This is a genomic window from Nocardia sp. NPDC050713 (genome assembly GCF_040654315.1).
Lineage (GTDB): Bacteria > Actinomycetota > Actinomycetes > Mycobacteriales > Mycobacteriaceae > Nocardia.
Genome location: NZ_JBFAHS010000007.1, coordinates 149,064 through 163,898 on the forward strand (window position 1 = coordinate 149,064; position 14,835 = coordinate 163,898).

General features: G+C 68.9%; 16 protein-coding genes. 7 read left to right on the plus strand and 9 right to left on the minus strand.

All coding sequences use genetic code 11. The features are described 5' to 3' along the window. Positions 1-92: 92 nt before the first annotated feature. Positions 93-890 carry an HAD hydrolase family protein gene (locus AB0H49_RS15820; RefSeq protein ID WP_357251803.1) on the plus strand — a complete coding sequence of 266 codons (798 nt, stop codon included), beginning with the start codon at positions 93-95 and terminating at the stop codon, positions 888-890. A 1-nt stretch (position 891) separates the two neighbouring features. Here the strand turns inward: AB0H49_RS15820 and AB0H49_RS15825 are convergent, their stop codons facing one another. Beyond that, on the minus strand, positions 892-1,305 hold the full coding sequence (locus tag AB0H49_RS15825; RefSeq protein ID WP_355000773.1) for a VOC family protein: 414 nt from the start codon (positions 1,303-1,305) through the stop codon (positions 892-894). A 107-nt stretch (positions 1,306-1,412) separates the two neighbouring features. On the opposite strand from AB0H49_RS15825, the gene AB0H49_RS15830 reads away from it, so the two are divergent. From AB0H49_RS15830 to AB0H49_RS15840, 3 genes are all read left to right on the plus strand, one after another. Then, a complete protein-coding gene (locus tag AB0H49_RS15830; RefSeq protein ID WP_357251806.1) occupies positions 1,413-2,360 on the plus strand; it encodes a WYL domain-containing protein in 948 nt (315 codons plus the stop codon). Between the two features lie 163 nt (positions 2,361-2,523). Next, positions 2,524-3,384 (plus strand): MspA family porin, encoded by an 861-nt coding sequence (locus AB0H49_RS15835; RefSeq protein ID WP_357251809.1) that lies wholly within the window; start codon positions 2,524-2,526, stop codon positions 3,382-3,384. Between the two features lie 191 nt (positions 3,385-3,575). Next, positions 3,576-4,022, plus strand: a complete 447-nt coding sequence (locus AB0H49_RS15840; RefSeq protein ID WP_355000770.1) for a hypothetical protein — start codon at positions 3,576-3,578, stop codon at positions 4,020-4,022. Positions 4,023-4,118: 96 nt separating this feature from the next. Here the strand turns inward: AB0H49_RS15840 and AB0H49_RS15845 are convergent, their stop codons facing one another. Then, positions 4,119-4,811 (minus strand): SGNH/GDSL hydrolase family protein, encoded by a 693-nt coding sequence (locus tag AB0H49_RS15845; protein ID WP_357251813.1) that lies wholly within the window; start codon positions 4,809-4,811, stop codon positions 4,119-4,121. 8 nt (positions 4,812-4,819) lie between these two features. Beyond that, on the minus strand, positions 4,820-6,241 hold the full coding sequence (locus AB0H49_RS15850) for an MFS transporter (protein WP_357251816.1): 1,422 nt from the start codon (positions 6,239-6,241) through the stop codon (positions 4,820-4,822). A gap of 105 nt (positions 6,242-6,346) precedes the next feature. Between AB0H49_RS15850 and AB0H49_RS15855 the strand changes: the two genes are divergently transcribed. Continuing rightward, positions 6,347-6,946, plus strand: coding sequence for a TetR/AcrR family transcriptional regulator (locus tag AB0H49_RS15855; protein ID WP_357251819.1), 600 nt, complete (start codon positions 6,347-6,349; stop codon positions 6,944-6,946). Positions 6,947-7,033: 87 nt separating this feature from the next. On the opposite strand, the gene AB0H49_RS15860 is transcribed toward AB0H49_RS15855, so the two are convergent. The 6 genes from AB0H49_RS15860 to AB0H49_RS15885 all read right to left on the minus strand — a co-directional run bounded on the left by AB0H49_RS15860 (position 7,034) and on the right by AB0H49_RS15885 (position 12,966). Continuing rightward, positions 7,034-7,921, minus strand: coding sequence for a sirohydrochlorin chelatase (locus AB0H49_RS15860; RefSeq protein ID WP_357251821.1), 888 nt, complete (start codon positions 7,919-7,921; stop codon positions 7,034-7,036). 2 nt (positions 7,922-7,923) lie between these two features. Next, positions 7,924-9,219 carry a GTP-binding protein gene (locus tag AB0H49_RS15865; protein ID WP_357251825.1) on the minus strand — a complete coding sequence of 432 codons (1,296 nt, stop codon included), beginning with the start codon at positions 9,217-9,219 and terminating at the stop codon, positions 7,924-7,926. A gap of 1 nt (position 9,220) precedes the next feature. Then, positions 9,221-10,150, minus strand: coding sequence for a sulfate adenylyltransferase subunit CysD (gene cysD, locus AB0H49_RS15870; protein WP_355000764.1), 930 nt, complete (start codon positions 10,148-10,150; stop codon positions 9,221-9,223). Further along, entirely contained in the window at positions 10,147-10,866 is a 720-nt protein-coding gene (locus tag AB0H49_RS15875; RefSeq protein ID WP_355000763.1) for a phosphoadenylyl-sulfate reductase, read from the minus strand. Before AB0H49_RS15875 ends, cysD begins: the two co-directional genes overlap by 4 nt. 34 nt (positions 10,867-10,900) lie before the next feature. After that, positions 10,901-12,697: a nitrite/sulfite reductase gene (locus tag AB0H49_RS15880; protein WP_355000762.1), complete on the minus strand. Its 1,797-nt coding sequence runs from the start codon at positions 12,695-12,697 to the stop codon at positions 10,901-10,903. Between the two features lie 167 nt (positions 12,698-12,864). Then, the gene (locus AB0H49_RS15885; protein ID WP_357251830.1) at positions 12,865-12,966 is read right to left on the minus strand and encodes an Ms4527A family Cys-rich leader peptide; all 102 of its coding nucleotides are present in this window, start codon (positions 12,964-12,966) and stop codon (positions 12,865-12,867) included. Positions 12,967-13,171: 205 nt separating this feature from the next. Between AB0H49_RS15885 and AB0H49_RS15890 the strand changes: the two genes are divergently transcribed. After that, complete coding sequence (locus AB0H49_RS15890; RefSeq protein WP_357251833.1) at positions 13,172-13,579, plus strand: SgcJ/EcaC family oxidoreductase; 408 nt, start codon at positions 13,172-13,174, stop codon at positions 13,577-13,579. Positions 13,580-13,715: 136 nt separating this feature from the next. Continuing rightward, positions 13,716-14,753, plus strand: a complete 1,038-nt coding sequence (locus AB0H49_RS15895) for a fused (3R)-hydroxyacyl-ACP dehydratase subunits HadA/HadB (protein WP_355001148.1) — start codon at positions 13,716-13,718, stop codon at positions 14,751-14,753. Positions 14,754-14,835: the final 82 nt, after the last annotated feature.

Below are 14,835 nucleotides of genomic sequence, written 5' to 3' on the forward strand. Positions count from 1 at the left end.
AACGACTGTCATCGCGCCACGATGGACCCGCACGGCATCGGACCGTGTTCGAACCGCGGACGCGCGTTCGCCCCACACGGCACAATGGGCAGGTGAAAGCGCATGGGGGAGGGCCGCGGCTGATCGCGTTGGATGTGGACGGCACGCTGCTCGAGACGGGATCGCCGGTCAGTGCGCGGGTGGCCGCGGCGGTGGCGGCGGCCGTCGCGGCCGGGGCGCACGTCGTGGTGACGACCGGACGCACGCTGTTGACGACGCGTCCGGTGCTCGCCGAACTCGGGTTGGTCGAGGGGCACGCGCTGTGTTCCAACGGCGCGGTGCACATCGATGTCGCCAAGGGCGTGCCGGTGGCGGTGCAGGCGTTCGATCCGGCGCCCGCGGTCGCCGCGTTGCGCGCCCTGTTCCCGAAGATGATCTTCGCGGTGGAGAAGGTCGGGGTCGGCACCTGGGCCACCGGTGACAGTCCCGGCGAATTCTCCATCGGCGAATACCTTCTCGTGGACCACGGCGCACTGAGCAGCGAGCCGACGCCCCGCCTCAACGGCTGGTGGCCGGACGGGACGCTGGACGAGATGCTGGCTCTGTTGCAGACCTTCAAGGTGCCCGACGCGAGCTGGGTTCACGGGGAATTCGGCCCGTGGCTGACTGTGTCGCGGCGCGGGGTGTCCAAGGGATGGGCGCTGGAACGACTGCGCCTCGCCCTCGGCATTCCGCACGCCGCGACGCTGGCCATCGGCGACGGCTACAACGACCGCGAAATGCTGCGCTGGGCCGGGTATTCCGTCGCCATGGCCAACGCGGCGGACGACATCCGCGCGCTGGCCGACGAGGTGACCGGCGACGTCGCCGCCGACGGTGTCGCCACCGTGCTGGAGCGCTGGTTCCGCTGACCTACACGCCGCCGGTCTTGGCGACGACCTCGCGGTAGTGCGGGTTGGACATGATCCCGATGATGTTGCCGAACGGGTCCACCACCGCGGCGGTGACGAAACCTTCGCCGTTGCCGCGCGGGGTGATCGGGTCGTACTCCTCGGCGCCGAGATCGAGCAGCCGCTGGAAGGTGGCTTCCAGATCGTCCACGTGCCAGTTCAGGATGCCGCCGCCGCCCGGCTCGTTGTGCGCCCCCCGCGGCGCGTAGGCGCGGTTCACGATGCCGAGCTCGGCCTGGTAGTCGCCGATGCGGAACTCGTAGTACCCGTTCGGTACGTGGTAGTACGGCGCGACGCCGAGGAATTCGGCGTACCAGTCCTTCGCGGCCTCGAGGTCGTCGGCGTAGTAGGTGACGGTGGCCATTCCACGCAACATGTCGGTGCTCCTTCGGTTCGTCTTCACTGATCTGTTTTCGCTGGTGAAACCATTCTCGCGGGTAAAGTGGTCACCAACTGAGCACTTTTTGCGGCAGAATCTCGGATATGCGAGCGGATCGTCTGGTGGCCACCTTGCTGCTGATGCAGGCCCGCGGCCGGGTGACCGCCGCGGAGGTCGCCGAGGAGCTGGAGGTCTCGGTCGCGACGGCTCGCCGCGACCTCGAGGCGCTCTCCGCGGCGGGCATCCCGGTCTATCCGCAGCCGGGCCGGGGCGGCGGCTGGTCGCTGATAGGCGGTGCGCGCACGGATCTCAGCGGTCTGTCCGAACCCGAGGCGCGGGCACTGTTCCTGCTGGCGGGCGCGTCGGCCAGCGCGAACCCGGAGGTGAAATCCGCGCTGCGCAAGCTCGTTCGGGCCCTGCCGCAGACCTTCCGCGCCGACGCCGAGGCGGCGGCCGACGCGGTGATCATCGATCCAGCGCGGTGGGGGCAACGCGACCGGAACCGGCCCGGCGTGGTGGATCTGTTGCAGCGCGCGGTTGTTCAGCGGCGCCGGGTGCGGCTGGAGTACGAGCGGGCGGGTGTGCGCACCACGCGGATGGTCGACCCGTGGGGCTTGGTCGACAAAGACGCCATCTGGTACCTGATCGCGGGCACCGAACGGGGCGGCAGGACCTTCCGGGTGGACCGGATCGTGGACGCGTCCCGCACCGACGAAACCTTCGACCGTCCGTCCGAATTCGACCTGTCCGGGGCATGGGAGGAGGTCGTCGGGGCGATGGAGCAGCGGCGCGCGGCCACCGCGGCCACAGCCCTGATCGCGCCCGAACTGCTCCCGGTGCTGCGTGATCAGCAGGGCAGGCACTGCGAAGTCGACGGTCCGGTGGCCGACGGGCGGGTCCAGGTTCGGGTCACCGCGCCGACGCCGCGGATGATCGCCCAGCAGCTGGCGGGATGGGGTGCGGACATCGAGGTGCTCGGCCCGCCGGAGGTGTGCGAGCAGCTCGCGTCGCTCGGTGCGGAACTGGTCCAACGATACGGGTCGGCCCCGTAGCCTGAACCGGCTGCGAACCAACCCTTTTCAGCCGAAGGGGGCGCTGCGTGGCCAGCACTCGAGGCGCACTTCGGGGCCACCGACCGGCTGCTCGGCGCTGGTTCGGGCGTTCGCGCCGGTCGTGCGCCGCTCGCCGAGCCGGTGCGGTTCCTCGCGGTACCGCGTGCCGCCTTCATCGGCAACTCACCGTTGCTGTACGGTTACCAGCGCTGAACCCGATCGATTGCGTGCCCTTCCCGCACACGCCGAATACGATCCGCGGTCGTTGTGCGAGTTCGTTTGTGAAAGTTCCGTTTCGATGACGTTCGACTGGAGCGCGATGAACCGCAAGCATTCACATGTCCTGGCCGGGATCACCGCGGTGATGATGGCCTTCGCAGGCGCTTTCACCGTTTCCGGCAGCGCGGCCTACGCCGAACCGGGAGAGGCCAGTGGGGGAGGGATGCGACTGGTCGCGGCGGTGGACACCAATGTCGTCGTGTCCACCGGTGATCTCGCCTTGGGGGTGCCTTTCGCGCATTCCGCCAAGGTATCCGGAAACTTCACGGCTACTCTCGACGGAGCCTCGACGCTGCGCGAGGGCCTGCTCGTGGCCGGATATCTGGTCGGCTGCGCGGTCGACATCTCCGAGGGCATCGATATCAGCATCGCCGCGGCCACCGGCGCCGACATCCAGGTGACGCCCGGGCTTCTCGGCCTCGGTCTCGGCCTCGATCTGGACATGCCGCCCGATATCGCTCTCGATCTCGATCTCGGTGGGGAAGTCTCCTTCGGGGTCTTCGGTGAAGTCGGCGGTGAGATCACCGTGAGCTTGAACCCGGGCAGCGTGACCGTCGTGCCGATCGTCGAGGCGGAATTGGAAGAGGATTCGATATTCCCCTTCACTTTTACGCACTCCAACACCGCGCTGAATGTCAACGGATGCCTGTCCCCGGCATCGGCCATTCCTTTCCTCACTGTGCGTGCCGACGCCCGCAACGGCATCGTGCAAACGACTGGCTACGGCCCGCACTTCGTGTTCTGAGTCGCCCGGCAGGATGCCTGCATGACCGACTACGCCCGTCCCTAAACCTTTTCCAACCGTGATCCGCATCACTGTTTTTGCGCTCCTGGGGAATGCGGCGACAAGATGATCTTGCTCCACCTCGCTCCAAGTCGAGGCGGAGCAGTCATGTACCGCAATGACATTCGATATTTATCGGGGGTCGGGGAGAGATGGGAACCAATATGGTCCGTGGGACCTTCAAGAACGCAGGCCGCAAGATGATCGCCGGTGTGCTGCCGTTCGCGGCCGCAGTCGCACTCGTCGGGGTCGCCGCCCCCGCGCAGGCGGCTCCGGTGCAGGCGCCCGCTCCGGTCGTGCAGCAGGTCGCCGAGCCGGTGCAGTTCGTCGCGGCGGGTTCGGGCATTCCGCTCGAGGAGATCGCGACGAACCCGGAGGCGAAGAACTCCGACCCGCTGGCCAACGGCGCGGCCGCGGGCGCTGCCGCAGGTGCGGCGGGTTCGGGTGTGCTCGCCGCGGCGTCGTGCCTGCCGGGCTTCCTCGTCATGGCGGTGCCGTGCGGCATCGCGGGCGCGATCAACGGTGCGATCATCGGTACGGTCGTCGGCCTGCTCGTCGGCGCCATCGCGCCGGAGTCGGTGCCGCAGGTGCTGCCCTGATCGACGGCTGAGCGCGGTTCCGCAGAACCGTGCCGACCACTGGGCCGTGTCCCGGGGCGAAAAGCCCTGGGCACGGCCCAGTTCGTTGTCGGCGGCTCAGTTCGCCGCGGAGTCGGCGAGAACACGCGCGCTCAGCGCGCGCACCATTTCCGTGGCGACCACCGCGTGGCCGCTCGTGGTGAAGTGGATCAGGTCGGCGCTCATCAGCTGCGGTCGCAGCCGCAGGGGGTGCTCCCAGAAGTCGACGAGCACCGCGTCGTAGCGATCGGCCACCTCCCGGATGATGTCGTTGAGCACGGCCATCCGCTCGCGCATCGGCCGCATCGGCGCCATCCGCTCGACATCCCAGACGTCGGCGAGGGTGAACGTCGAGACCTGCGCGCCGCCGCGGCTCACCGCGGCGAACAATCCGTCGAGGTTCGCCCGCATCTCGTCGACATCGCCGCCGGGCAGGAACAGATCGTTGCCACCGCAGCTCACGTGGACCAGATCCGGCTCGAAATCCAGTACCCGCTGGAGTTGTTCGTCGCGCACCTGGGTGGTGGTCGCTCCGATGCGTCCGGTGTTGAGGTAGGCGAGACCGGGCCGCACGGCCCTGAGCACGGCGGCGAGGCGATCGGCCCAGCCCACGGCTTCGTATCCGGGACTCGGGTCCCCGACGCCCTGGGCGATGGAGTCGCCGAGTACGGCGAAGCGGCGCCACGGCACGTCCCTGAGCAGTGTGCGTGCGGCGTCGGGGCTCAGCAGCATCGGGTCGTCGGCTTCGGTGTGAATGTCGTTGTGCGTCACGAGGACTCCTAGTCGGTGGGGACAGCGGTGGCGGCCGGATCGGGCTGGCGGGTCGGTACCGCGCACAGGCAGGCCGCCACCACGGCGATGCCCGCGCAGGTCGCGAAGAGGGTGTGGAAGCCAGCGAGCGCGTCACCGGGATGGGCGGCGAACACCGCCGCGAGCACGGCGACGCCCAGCGCGCCGCCGACCTGCCGCGCCGTCAGGTTCATGCCGATGCCCGCCGCGAACTGCTGCGGCGGAAGCGAACTCGCCGCGGCGGTGCCCAGCGTCGTCACCACGATGCCGACCGCGCCGCCGCCGAGCAGTCCGGCGGGGATCCACGCCGACCACAGCGCGGGCGTCGGCCCGAACGCGTCGGTGCTCATCCAGACGAGGGTCGCGGCGAACATCAGCGCACCGAGCACCCCGACCCAGCGGCGCGCCGCGGGCGCGGTGACCCGTCCCGCCAGGGTGGCGCTGACCATCGACGCGACGGCGCCGATGGTCAGCGCGGCCGCCGAGCCGAGCACCGAGTAGCCCCAGATCCCGTCCAGGAACAGCGGTCCGGCCAGCAGCCAGGCGAACATCGCCGCGCCGAAGACGAACGACGCGGCGTTGGCCAGCGCGTACGGCCTGCTGCGCCAGAGTTCGACGGCGATCGCCGGATTGTGGTGCCGCGCCGAACGAACCAGCGCGGCGACGAGCAGCGCCGCACCGACGCCCAGGACGGTCAGCGTGCCCGGTGCGGACCAGCCCCACCGCTGTCCTTCGGTGACTCCGGCGACCAGTCCGCCGAATCCGAGCGCGACGGCCACGGTGCCGAGCGGGTCCGGCAGCGCGCTGCCGACGGGTCGCGGATCGGACACCGGAATGCGCAGGCCCGCCAAGACGAGCGCGAGCGCGAGCGGCACGTTGATCACGAAGACCGAGCGCCAGCCGAAGGCCTCCACCAGGCCACCGCCGATCGCAGGGCCGACGACCGCGGCGAATCCGCCCGCGGCAGACCACGCGCCGATGGCCGCGCCGATCCGCTCGCGCGGGGTCACGCTCAGGACCAAGCCGAGCGCCGCGGGCACCATGAGCGCGGCCGTCGCGCCCTGGAGCAGGCGTCCGGCGATGAGCCACGCCGCGGTCGGCGCCAACCCGCACAGCAGCGAGGTGAGCGCGAAACCGGCCAGCGCGACGAGGAAAAGCCTGCGCCGCCCGAGCGCGTCGGCGAACCGACCGCCGGGGGTGAGCAGTGCGGCGAACGCGACGGCGTAACCGCTGACGACCCAGGTCAGCGTGGTCGCCGCGGTGCCGGAGTAGTCGCGCGCGATGGCGGGGAAGGCGATGTTGACCACGGAGAGGTCGAGAAAGGCGATGAACGCCGCGCCGCAGGCGATCAGCAGCGTGGTTGTGGCGCTCGTCGCGGGGGGACTGGCGGTCCGGGTGGACATCTCGGTCATGGGGAGATCCTTTGGCAGCAGAGAGAACAAAACGTACGACCGTTCGTGCAAATAAAATACGACCGACCGTTCGTATTTGCAAGACTATGGTGGAACAATGGGGGCATGGCCGAGACGACAACCGATCAGCGCCTGGCCAAAGGCGCCCGCTCCCGTGCATCGATCGCCCGGCACGCCGCCGATGTGGCGTCGGTCGAAGGGCTCAACGGTGTGAGCATCGGGCGACTCGCCGCCGACCTCGGGATCAGCAAGAGCGGCATCGCCACGCTCTTCGGGTCGAAGGAATCCCTCCAGCTCGCCGCGGTGCAGGCCGCGCGCGAGGTCTTCACGGCCAGGGTGATCGAGCCGAGTCTCGGCGTGCCGCGCGGTGTGCCGCGGCTCCGCGCGTTGGTCGACCGCTGGTTCACCCACGTGACCGAACCGGTCTTCCCCGGCGGCTGCTTCCGCACCGCCACCCTGGTCGAATTCGACAGCAGGCCGGGCCCGGTGCGCGACGCTGTCGCCGCCGACCACGAGGACTGGATCGAGTTCCTCACCACCGAGATTCGCAAAGCCCAGGATCAGGGTGAGCTGCCCGGCCGCGACGCGGACGCGCTCGCTTTCGAACTGGACGCCATCATCAGCGCGGTCAGCACGGCGCGCCAGCTCGGCGACGAAACCACAGTGCACACCGCCCGCGCGATCGTCGACCGCCTACTGACGTGAAAGAGTGTCGGCGCGAAGGGGAAACGGCTGAAGAGCGCCCGTCCGCGACGCTGCCACGCACTTGCGCTGCGGAAGTCGTGCCGAGGCTCAGGCGGAGAGGGAGAGGGTGGCGGCGTGTGCCGCGTCGTAGCGGTCCCAGACGATCTCGGTCATGGCGGGGTGCGCGCCGATGACGTTCGCGTACACGAGGTCGGGGGCCGCGGCCGCCAGCCGGTCGGTGAGCAAGCCGGGGGCGAGGAACCACGGGGCGAACAGGATGCGATCGGCGCCGCGTGCGCGCAGGCGGGAAACCGCTTCGTGGACGGTGGGTTCCGTGGTGGCGAAGCAGATTTCGGTGGGCCAGCCGGTCATCGCGGACAGGTGGCGGGCGACGTCGGCGCTGCGTGCGTTGGCGGCGTGGGACGAGGAGCCGACGGCGGCCACCGCGATGCCGAGGCGTGTGTCTTGTTCCGGAACAGCCTGGGACCGAGAGGTGTTCGGGACGTCCGGTGCCGCCGGAGTGTTGTGACCGTCCGTTGTCCCGAGGGCTTCCACCGCGCGATCCTTCAACGCCTCGATGAGGCGCGGATCGGGGCCGAGAACGTCCGCCTGCGTGAGCCGCAGGCGCGGGTGCCTGGCGCGGCACTCGTCCAGCAGACCGGGCAGGTCGATCCGCGCGTGAAAGGCGCTGCCCAACAACAGCGGCGCCACGATCGCATGGGTATGCCCCTGCGCCGCGACGGCGTCCACCACCTGCTCGACCGAGGGCGCGCTCAGATCGAGAAAAGCGAGGTGGACATCGAGATCGGGCCGGGCGGCCGCGATCTCGGCGACCACGGCCGCCATGGTGGCGGCCGAGCGTGGATCACGGCTGCCGTGCGCGACCGCTATCAACGCGGGTGCGGTAGCGATTCGCGCTGGAGCGGTGAATCGACGGTCGCCGCGCGGCGGCACCGGCGGCGCGCCGATGCCGCGCGCGGCGAACACGTCGGTCATCCTCAGGCTCCGGTGCCGACCTCGACCGCGGTCAGCACATCGCCGACCAGGCCCGCGCCGAGCGTATTGCCGCCCGCGGGGTCGATCAGCAGGAAGCTGCCGGTGTGCCGGTTTGCCCGGTAGTCGTCGGCCGCGATCGGCTCGGCGACCCGCACCGAGATGCGCCCGATGTCGTTGAGCTCCAACGCTTCCGGGTTCGGGTCCGCGGCGAGCCGCTGCTCGTCGAAGCGTTCGATGAGCGCCCCGACGATGGCCTGGGTGGTGCGGGTGCCGTGCTTGAGCAGCAGTCGGGCGCCGGGGCGCAGCGGCTTGTCACCCAGCCAGCAGACCGTCGCGTCGAAGCTGTCGATCGGCTCCGGCGCGTCGGCCACGGCGGCGATGATGTCGCCGCGGGAGATGTCGACCTCGTCGGTCAGGATCAGCGTCACGCTGCGCCCGGCCTGCGCGACGGCGAGCTCGCCGTCCGGGGTGTCGATGCGCTCCACCGTCGTGCGCACACCGGAGGGCAGCACCACGATCTCGTCGCCGGGCGCCACCGAACCGGCCGCGATCTGACCCGCGTAGCCGCGGTAGTCGGGGTATTCGGCGGTGCGCGGGCGGATCACGTACTGCACCGGGAAACGCAGACCGAGCGAGTGCGCGCCGGTGCTGTCGGCGTCGACCGGCACCGACTCCAGGTGCTCGATGAGCGACGGCCCGTCGTAGTACGGGGTGTTCTCGGAGCGGCTGGCGATGTTGTCGCCGTGCAACGCGGAGACCGGGATCTCCAGCACGTCCTCGGCCGCCCAGCCCAGGGTGCTGGTGAGCTTGTTGAACTCGGCGGAGATCTCGGCGAACACCGTGGCGGGGTCGTCCACCAGATCGATCTTGTTCACCGCGAGCACCAGCTTCGGCACGCCGAGCAGCGCGAGCACCGCCGCGTGCCTGCGGGTCTGCTCGATGACGCCCTTGCGCGCGTCGACGAGCAGGATCACCAGCTGCGCGGTGGACGCGCCGGAAACGGTGTTGCGGGTGTACTGCACGTGCCCGGGGGTGTCCGCGAGCACGAAAGACCGCTTCGGCGTTGCGAAGTAGCGGTAGGCGACATCGATGGTGATGCCCTGCTCCCGCTCCGCGCGCAGCCCGTCCACGAGCAGCGAGAGATCCGGGGTGGCCAGACCCTTGTCCACCGACGCGCGGGTGACGGCGTCGATCTGGTCGGCCAGCACGGACTTCGTGTCGTAGAGCAGCCGTCCGACCAAGGTGGACTTACCGTCGTCGACAGAACCGGCGGTGGCCAGCCTCAATAGGTCGGACATGTCAGAAATAACCCTCTCGCTTGCGGTCTTCCATCGCGGCTTCGGAAACCCGGTCGTCACCGCGGGTGGCGCCACGTTCGGTCAATCGGGACGCGGCTACCTCGGCGAGGATCGCCTCGTTGTCGGCCGCGTCGGAAATGATGGCGCCGGTGGTGGATCCGTCGCCGACGGTGCGGTACCGCACCGAACGGGTCTCCAGCACCTCGCCCTCGCGCGGGCCGCCCCAGACGCCCGGCGTCATCCACATGCCGTCGCGCTGGTACACCGGGCGCTCGTGCGCGTAGTAGATGGTCGCGAGTTCGACGTTCTCCCTGGCGATGTAGCGCCAGATGTCGAGCTCGGTCCAGTTGCTCAGCGGGAACACGCGCACGTGCTCGCCAGGAGCGTGCCTGCCGTTGTACAGGTTCCACAGCTCGGGGCGCTGGCGCTTCGGGTCCCACTGACCGAAGGCGTTGCGCAGCGAGAAGATTCGCTCCTTGGCGCGGGAGCGCTCCTCGTCGCGGCGGCCGCCGCCGAACACCGCGTCGAAACGGTTCTCGGTAATGGCGTCCAGCAGCGGCACGGTCTGCAGCGGGTTGCGGATGCCGTCCGGGCGCTCGGTGAGCCTGCCGTCGGCCAGGTAGTCCTCGACGCTGGCGACGTGCAGGCGCAGCCCGTACTTCTCGACCACCTTGTCACGGAACTCCAGCACCTCGGGCAGGTTGTGGCCGGTGTCCACGTGCAGCAGCGCGAAGGGCAGCGGCGCGGGCCAGAAGGCCTTGAGCGCCAAGTGCAGCAGCACCGTGGAGTCCTTGCCGCCGGAGAACAGGATCACCGGCCGCTCGAACTCGCCCGCCACCTCGCGGAAGATGTGGATGGCCTCCGACTCCAACGCCGCGAGGGTGTCGAAGTCGGTGATGCCAAGGGAGCGTTCACTGATGATCTCGGTCATGATTGGTGCAACCCGCATTCGGTCTTGGCGAGGCCGGCCCAACGGCCGCTTCGCGGATCGGATCCCGGCTCCGGCTTCCGTGTGCACGGAGCGCAGCCGATGGACGGATATCCCTCCTCCACCAGGGGATTGACGAGGATGCCGTGCTGTTCGATGTAGGACTGCATCTCGTCGTCGGACCACGGCGCGATCGGATTGATCTTCACCAGGCCGAAGGCTTCGTCGTAGGAGATCAGCGGCGCGTTGGCGCGGGTGGGAGCCTCCACCCGGCGGATGCCGGTGACCCAGGCGTTGTAGCCCGCCAGCGACTTCTTCAGCGGTACGACCTTGCGCAGGCGGCAGCACTCGCCCGCGTCACGCGCGAACAGGTCCTTGCCGAGCAGCTCGTCCTGTTCGGCGACGGTGTGCTCCGGGCGGACGTTGACCACGTTGACCCCGTACACGGCCTCGACCGCGTCGCGGGTGCCGATGGTCTCCGCGAAGTGGTAGCCGGTGTCCAGGAACAGCACGTCGACGCCGGAACGGACCTGCGCGGCGAGGTGCACGAGCACACCGTCCTGCATGTTGGAGGCGACGATGTAGCTGGAGCCGAAGGTCTCCTCGGTCCAGCGCAGCAGGTCGGCCGCCGAGGCGTCGGGGCCGAGTTCGGCCGCACCGCGTTCGGCGATCGCCCGCAGCTCGTCTTCGGCGAGCTTGTTCGCGAGTTTGGTTGTCACAGTTGATCTCCCGTCAGCCGAGTCACGATCTTGCTCATCGCAGGTCGGCCTCGTCGGCGCGCACCGCCCATTGGGCGAACCGCTCGTCCGCGTTCCGGTTCTTGACGAAGTTGCGCACCACGCGCTCGATGTAGTCGCCGAGTTCGGCGCTGGTCACCTTGTGCTGGCGCAGCTTTCGGCCGAAGCCGCTGTCGAGTCCGAGGCTGCCACCGAGGTGAACCTGGAAGCCCTCGACTTGATTCCCCTCGCCGTCGTCCACCAGCTGGCCCTTGAAGCCGATGTCGGCGATCTGGGACCGGCCGCAGGAGTTCGGGCAGCCGTTGATGTTCACCGTGATCGGCACGTCCAGCTGGGCGTTGACGTCGGCGAGCCGCTGCTCGAGCTCCGGCGCGAGCACCTGGGAGCGCTTGCGCGTCTCGACGAAGGAGAGCTTGCAGAACTCGATGCCACTGCACGCCAGCAGGTTTCGCCGCCAGATGGACGGACGGGCCTGCAGGCCGAGCGGTTCCAGTTCGGTGATGAGCTGTTCGATCTTGTCGTCGGCGACGTCGAGCACGATCAGCTTCTGGTACGGGGTGAAGCGGATCCGGTCGGCGCCGATCTTCTCGACGGCGTCGGCCACCTTGGTCAGGACGGTGCCGGAGACGCGCCCCGCGATGGGGGAGAAGCCGACGGCGTTGAGGCCGTTGCGCAGTCGCTGCACGCCCACGTGATCGATCGGCTTGGCGGGCTGCTCGGGCGCGGGGCCGTCGATCAGCTTGCGCTTCAGGTACTTCTCCTCGAGCACCTCGCGGAACTTCTCGATGCCCCAGTCCTTGACCAGGAACTTCAGCCGCGCCTTGGTGCGCAGGCGACGGTAGCCGTAGTCGCGGTAGAGGGAGACGACGGCCTCCCACACGTCCGGCACCTCGTCCAGCGGAACCCAGGCGCCGACGCGCTGAGCGAGCATCGGGTTGGTGGACAGGCCACCGCCCACCCAAAGATCCAGTCCGGGACCGTGTTCCGGGTGCTCGACGCCGATGAACGCGACGTCGTTGATCTCGTGCACCACGTCCTGCTGACCCGAGATCGCGGTCTTGAACTTGCGCGGCAGGTTCGAGTACTTCTTGTCGCCGATGTAGCGGCGCACGATCTCCTGGATCGCCGGGGTGGTGTCGATGATCTCGTCCAGCGATTCACCGGCCAGCGGCGAGCCGAGCACGACGCGCGGGCAGTCGCCGCACGCCTCGGTGGTCTGCAGGCCGACCTCCTCGAGCCGCCGCCAGATCTCCGGCACGTTCTCGATCTCGATCCAGTGGTACTGGACGTTCTCGCGGTCGGACAGGTCGGCGGTGTCGCGGCCGAACTCGGTGGAGATCTGGCCGAGCGTGCGCAGCTGCGCGACGTTCAGCGCGCCGCCGTCGCAGCGCACCCGCATCATGAAGTACTTGGCCTCGAGCAAGTCGATGTTCTCGTCGCCGGTGAAGGTGCCGTCGTAGCCCTGCTCGCGCTGGGTGTAGAGGCCCCACCAGCGGAACCGGCCGCGCAGGTCGGCCTTGTCGATGCTGTCGAATCCGCCCTTGGCGTAGATGTTCTCGATGCGGGCGCGGACGTTGAGCGGGTTGTCGTCCTTCTTGCTCTGCTCGTTCGGGTTCAGCGGCTCCCGGTAGCCGAGGGCCCACTGACCCTCCGACTTGCGGCGTACGGGCTTGCCGGTGCGGGCGCGCGGCGCCGTCGACGCCTCGGGACGCGGGCGGTCCGGCCGTACGCGGCGCTCGGTGGCCGGGCGTTCGGGACGCGCCTGCCGGGGGGTCGGCTGATCGCTGGGACCGGCGTCGGTGCTCGACGTCATGAGGTCGCTCCTGCTGGGTGGGTGGTACATCCGTGCTGAGGGCGCATCGGGGATGGCAGCCGGCGAAGCCGGCGGGGCGGGTAGGGGCTGGGCGGAACTCGCGTCCGCGGTATCAGCGGACCGATGCGATGGGATCGCCGGGAGACCGGAAGAAGGGCGCCGCTGAGCTACCGGTGAGAGCCGGGCAGACAGCAGGCGCTACAGACGCGCTTGTAGTCGACGTGGCGACGTGCCACAAGTCGTACTCCCGATGCGCGCATGAAGGCCATTGTGCCACGTCAGAAAGGGCGTTCAGACCGTCATCCCGGTATTCCCCGCGAAATAGGGGGAAATTCCCTGGACCGCGGGGTCTATTTGTGACGGTCGTCATATTTCCCGGCGCGAATGCGGCCGGTGATTCGCCCGAAGTGTCCGATGTGAACCGCGGCACGCTCCATTGACCTCGAGTTACCTCGAGGTACGAGTGTGTGTCCCATGAGTACCGCACCTGTCGACGCAGAAGTCGAAGTAGCCGCCATCCGTCAGATCGTCGCCACCGTGGAGCACGTGCAGCAGCACGAACTCGTCGACGAATTCGTCGCGCTGTTCCGCGAGGATGCCATCTGGACCACCGGTCACGGCAAGCGCCTTTTCGGCCGCGACGCCATCGCCGAGTTCACCGCCGCGGTGCTGCCCGGCGCGACCGCGCACGGCAAGGCGACCTACGAACTCGAGCACGTGCTGTTCATCCGCCCCGACGTGGCCGCGGTGAAGGTGCGCCAGCGGTACTTCACCAACGATGGCGTTCTGGAGAGCGAGGGCACCCCGATGTACGTGATGGCCAAGGAAGACGGCCGCTGGCTGCTCACCGCGAACCAGAACACGCCGATCATGGCGGAGTGAACCCGGTTCGTTCGTGGTCGCGCGGCGTCGTTCGGTTCGCGCGGCCACGGCGCCGTGTCATGTGGGAGGGTGGTGTCGCGTGAGTTCGGTCGTCAGGACGCTGAGCGCGCGTCGGGAACTCGGAGCGAGGAGCGGCTTGGTGGAAGCGACGTTCGATGTGGCCGGACTGGTAGGGCATCGCTACCGTACGGACGACTACTACGAAGTGGGTCGGGAGAAGATCCGCGAGTACGCGCGAGCCGTGCAGGACTTCCATCCGGCGCACTGGAGCGAGGACGCCGCGGGCGATCTCGGGTACGCCGGTTTGGTCGCGCCGACCACGTTCATCTCGACTCCCGCGATGCTGGCCAACCGCAAGCTCTTCGAAACGGTCATCACCGGCTACGACGTGTTCGTGCAGACCGATCAGGTCTTCGAGATGTACAAGCCGGTGCTCACCGGCGACCGGCTGGTCAGCGATGTCGAACTGTCCGGTGTTCGCCGCATCGCGGGCAAGGACCTGCTCACCGTCACCAACACCTTCGTCGATCAGACCGGCGAGGTCGTGCAGATCATGCATACGACCATCGTCGGCATCACCGGCGACGACATCGACGCCGGTATCGGCGAGGCGATCGATCGTGTGGTCATGCACGGTATCGACATGGCTTCTCGTCCCGCGGCCTCGGCGGCACCAGCGCAAACCGGGGCGAACCCGGTTTCCGAGACCGGCTCACTCCTGTCCTCGATCTCGCGGACGCGCGTCCCGCATACCGCGATCCGATTCGAGGACATCGCCGTCGGCGACGAGCTTCCCAGTCGGATCGTGCGGCTGACGCGGGGCGATCTGGTGAATTACGCCGGAGTCTCCGGAGATGCGAACCCGATCCACTGGCACGACGGGGTGGCCGCGCTCGCGGGTCTGCCCGATGTGATCGCGCACGGCATGCTCACCATGGGCCTGGGAGCAGGCTTCGTCACCGGTTGGCTCGGTGACCCGGGCGCGATCACCAAGTACGCGGTCCGGCTGTCGAACTACACCGTCGTCGAAGCCGGTTCCGCCGGGAGCGTCGAGTTCACCGGGCGTATCAAGTCGGTCGACCCCGAGAGCAGGAGCGCTGTCGTGGTCATCGTCGCGAAGTCCGCGGGGCGCAAGGTGTTCGGTCTCGCCACCGCGGACGTTCGCTTCGCGTAGTCTTCGGTGCCGCATCCGCCGGGGCGCTGTCCGCGCCAGCCCGGCGACGCGGTGCCGCAAGGCCTTTCGAATCGGAGGCGGC

Bases quoted from the DNA above. Each gene is read 5' to 3' on its own strand.
- AB0H49_RS15825 (WP_355000773.1), bottom strand. From the start codon at position 1,305: ATGTTGCGTGGAATGGCCACCGTCACCTACTACGCCGACGACCTCGAG.
- AB0H49_RS15830 (WP_357251806.1), top strand. From the start codon at position 1,413: ATGCGAGCGGATCGTCTGGTGGCCACCTTGCTGCTGATGCAGGCCCGC.
- AB0H49_RS15840 (WP_355000770.1), top strand. From the start codon at position 3,576: ATGGGAACCAATATGGTCCGTGGGACCTTCAAGAACGCAGGCCGCAAG.
- AB0H49_RS15850 (WP_357251816.1), bottom strand. From the start codon at position 6,241: ATGACCGAGATGTCCACCCGGACCGCCAGTCCCCCCGCGACGAGCGCC.
- AB0H49_RS15855 (WP_357251819.1), top strand. From the start codon at position 6,347: ATGGCCGAGACGACAACCGATCAGCGCCTGGCCAAAGGCGCCCGCTCC.
- AB0H49_RS15860 (WP_357251821.1), bottom strand. From the start codon at position 7,921: ATGACCGACGTGTTCGCCGCGCGCGGCATCGGCGCGCCGCCGGTGCCG.
- AB0H49_RS15865 (WP_357251825.1), bottom strand. From the start codon at position 9,219: ATGTCCGACCTATTGAGGCTGGCCACCGCCGGTTCTGTCGACGACGGT.
- cysD (WP_355000764.1), bottom strand. From the start codon at position 10,150: ATGACCGAGATCATCAGTGAACGCTCCCTTGGCATCACCGACTTCGAC.
- AB0H49_RS15880 (WP_355000762.1), bottom strand. From the start codon at position 12,697: ATGACGTCGAGCACCGACGCCGGTCCCAGCGATCAGCCGACCCCCCGG.
- AB0H49_RS15885 (WP_357251830.1), bottom strand. From the start codon at position 12,966: ATGGCCTTCATGCGCGCATCGGGAGTACGACTTGTGGCACGTCGCCAC.
- AB0H49_RS15890 (WP_357251833.1), top strand. From the start codon at position 13,172: ATGAGTACCGCACCTGTCGACGCAGAAGTCGAAGTAGCCGCCATCCGT.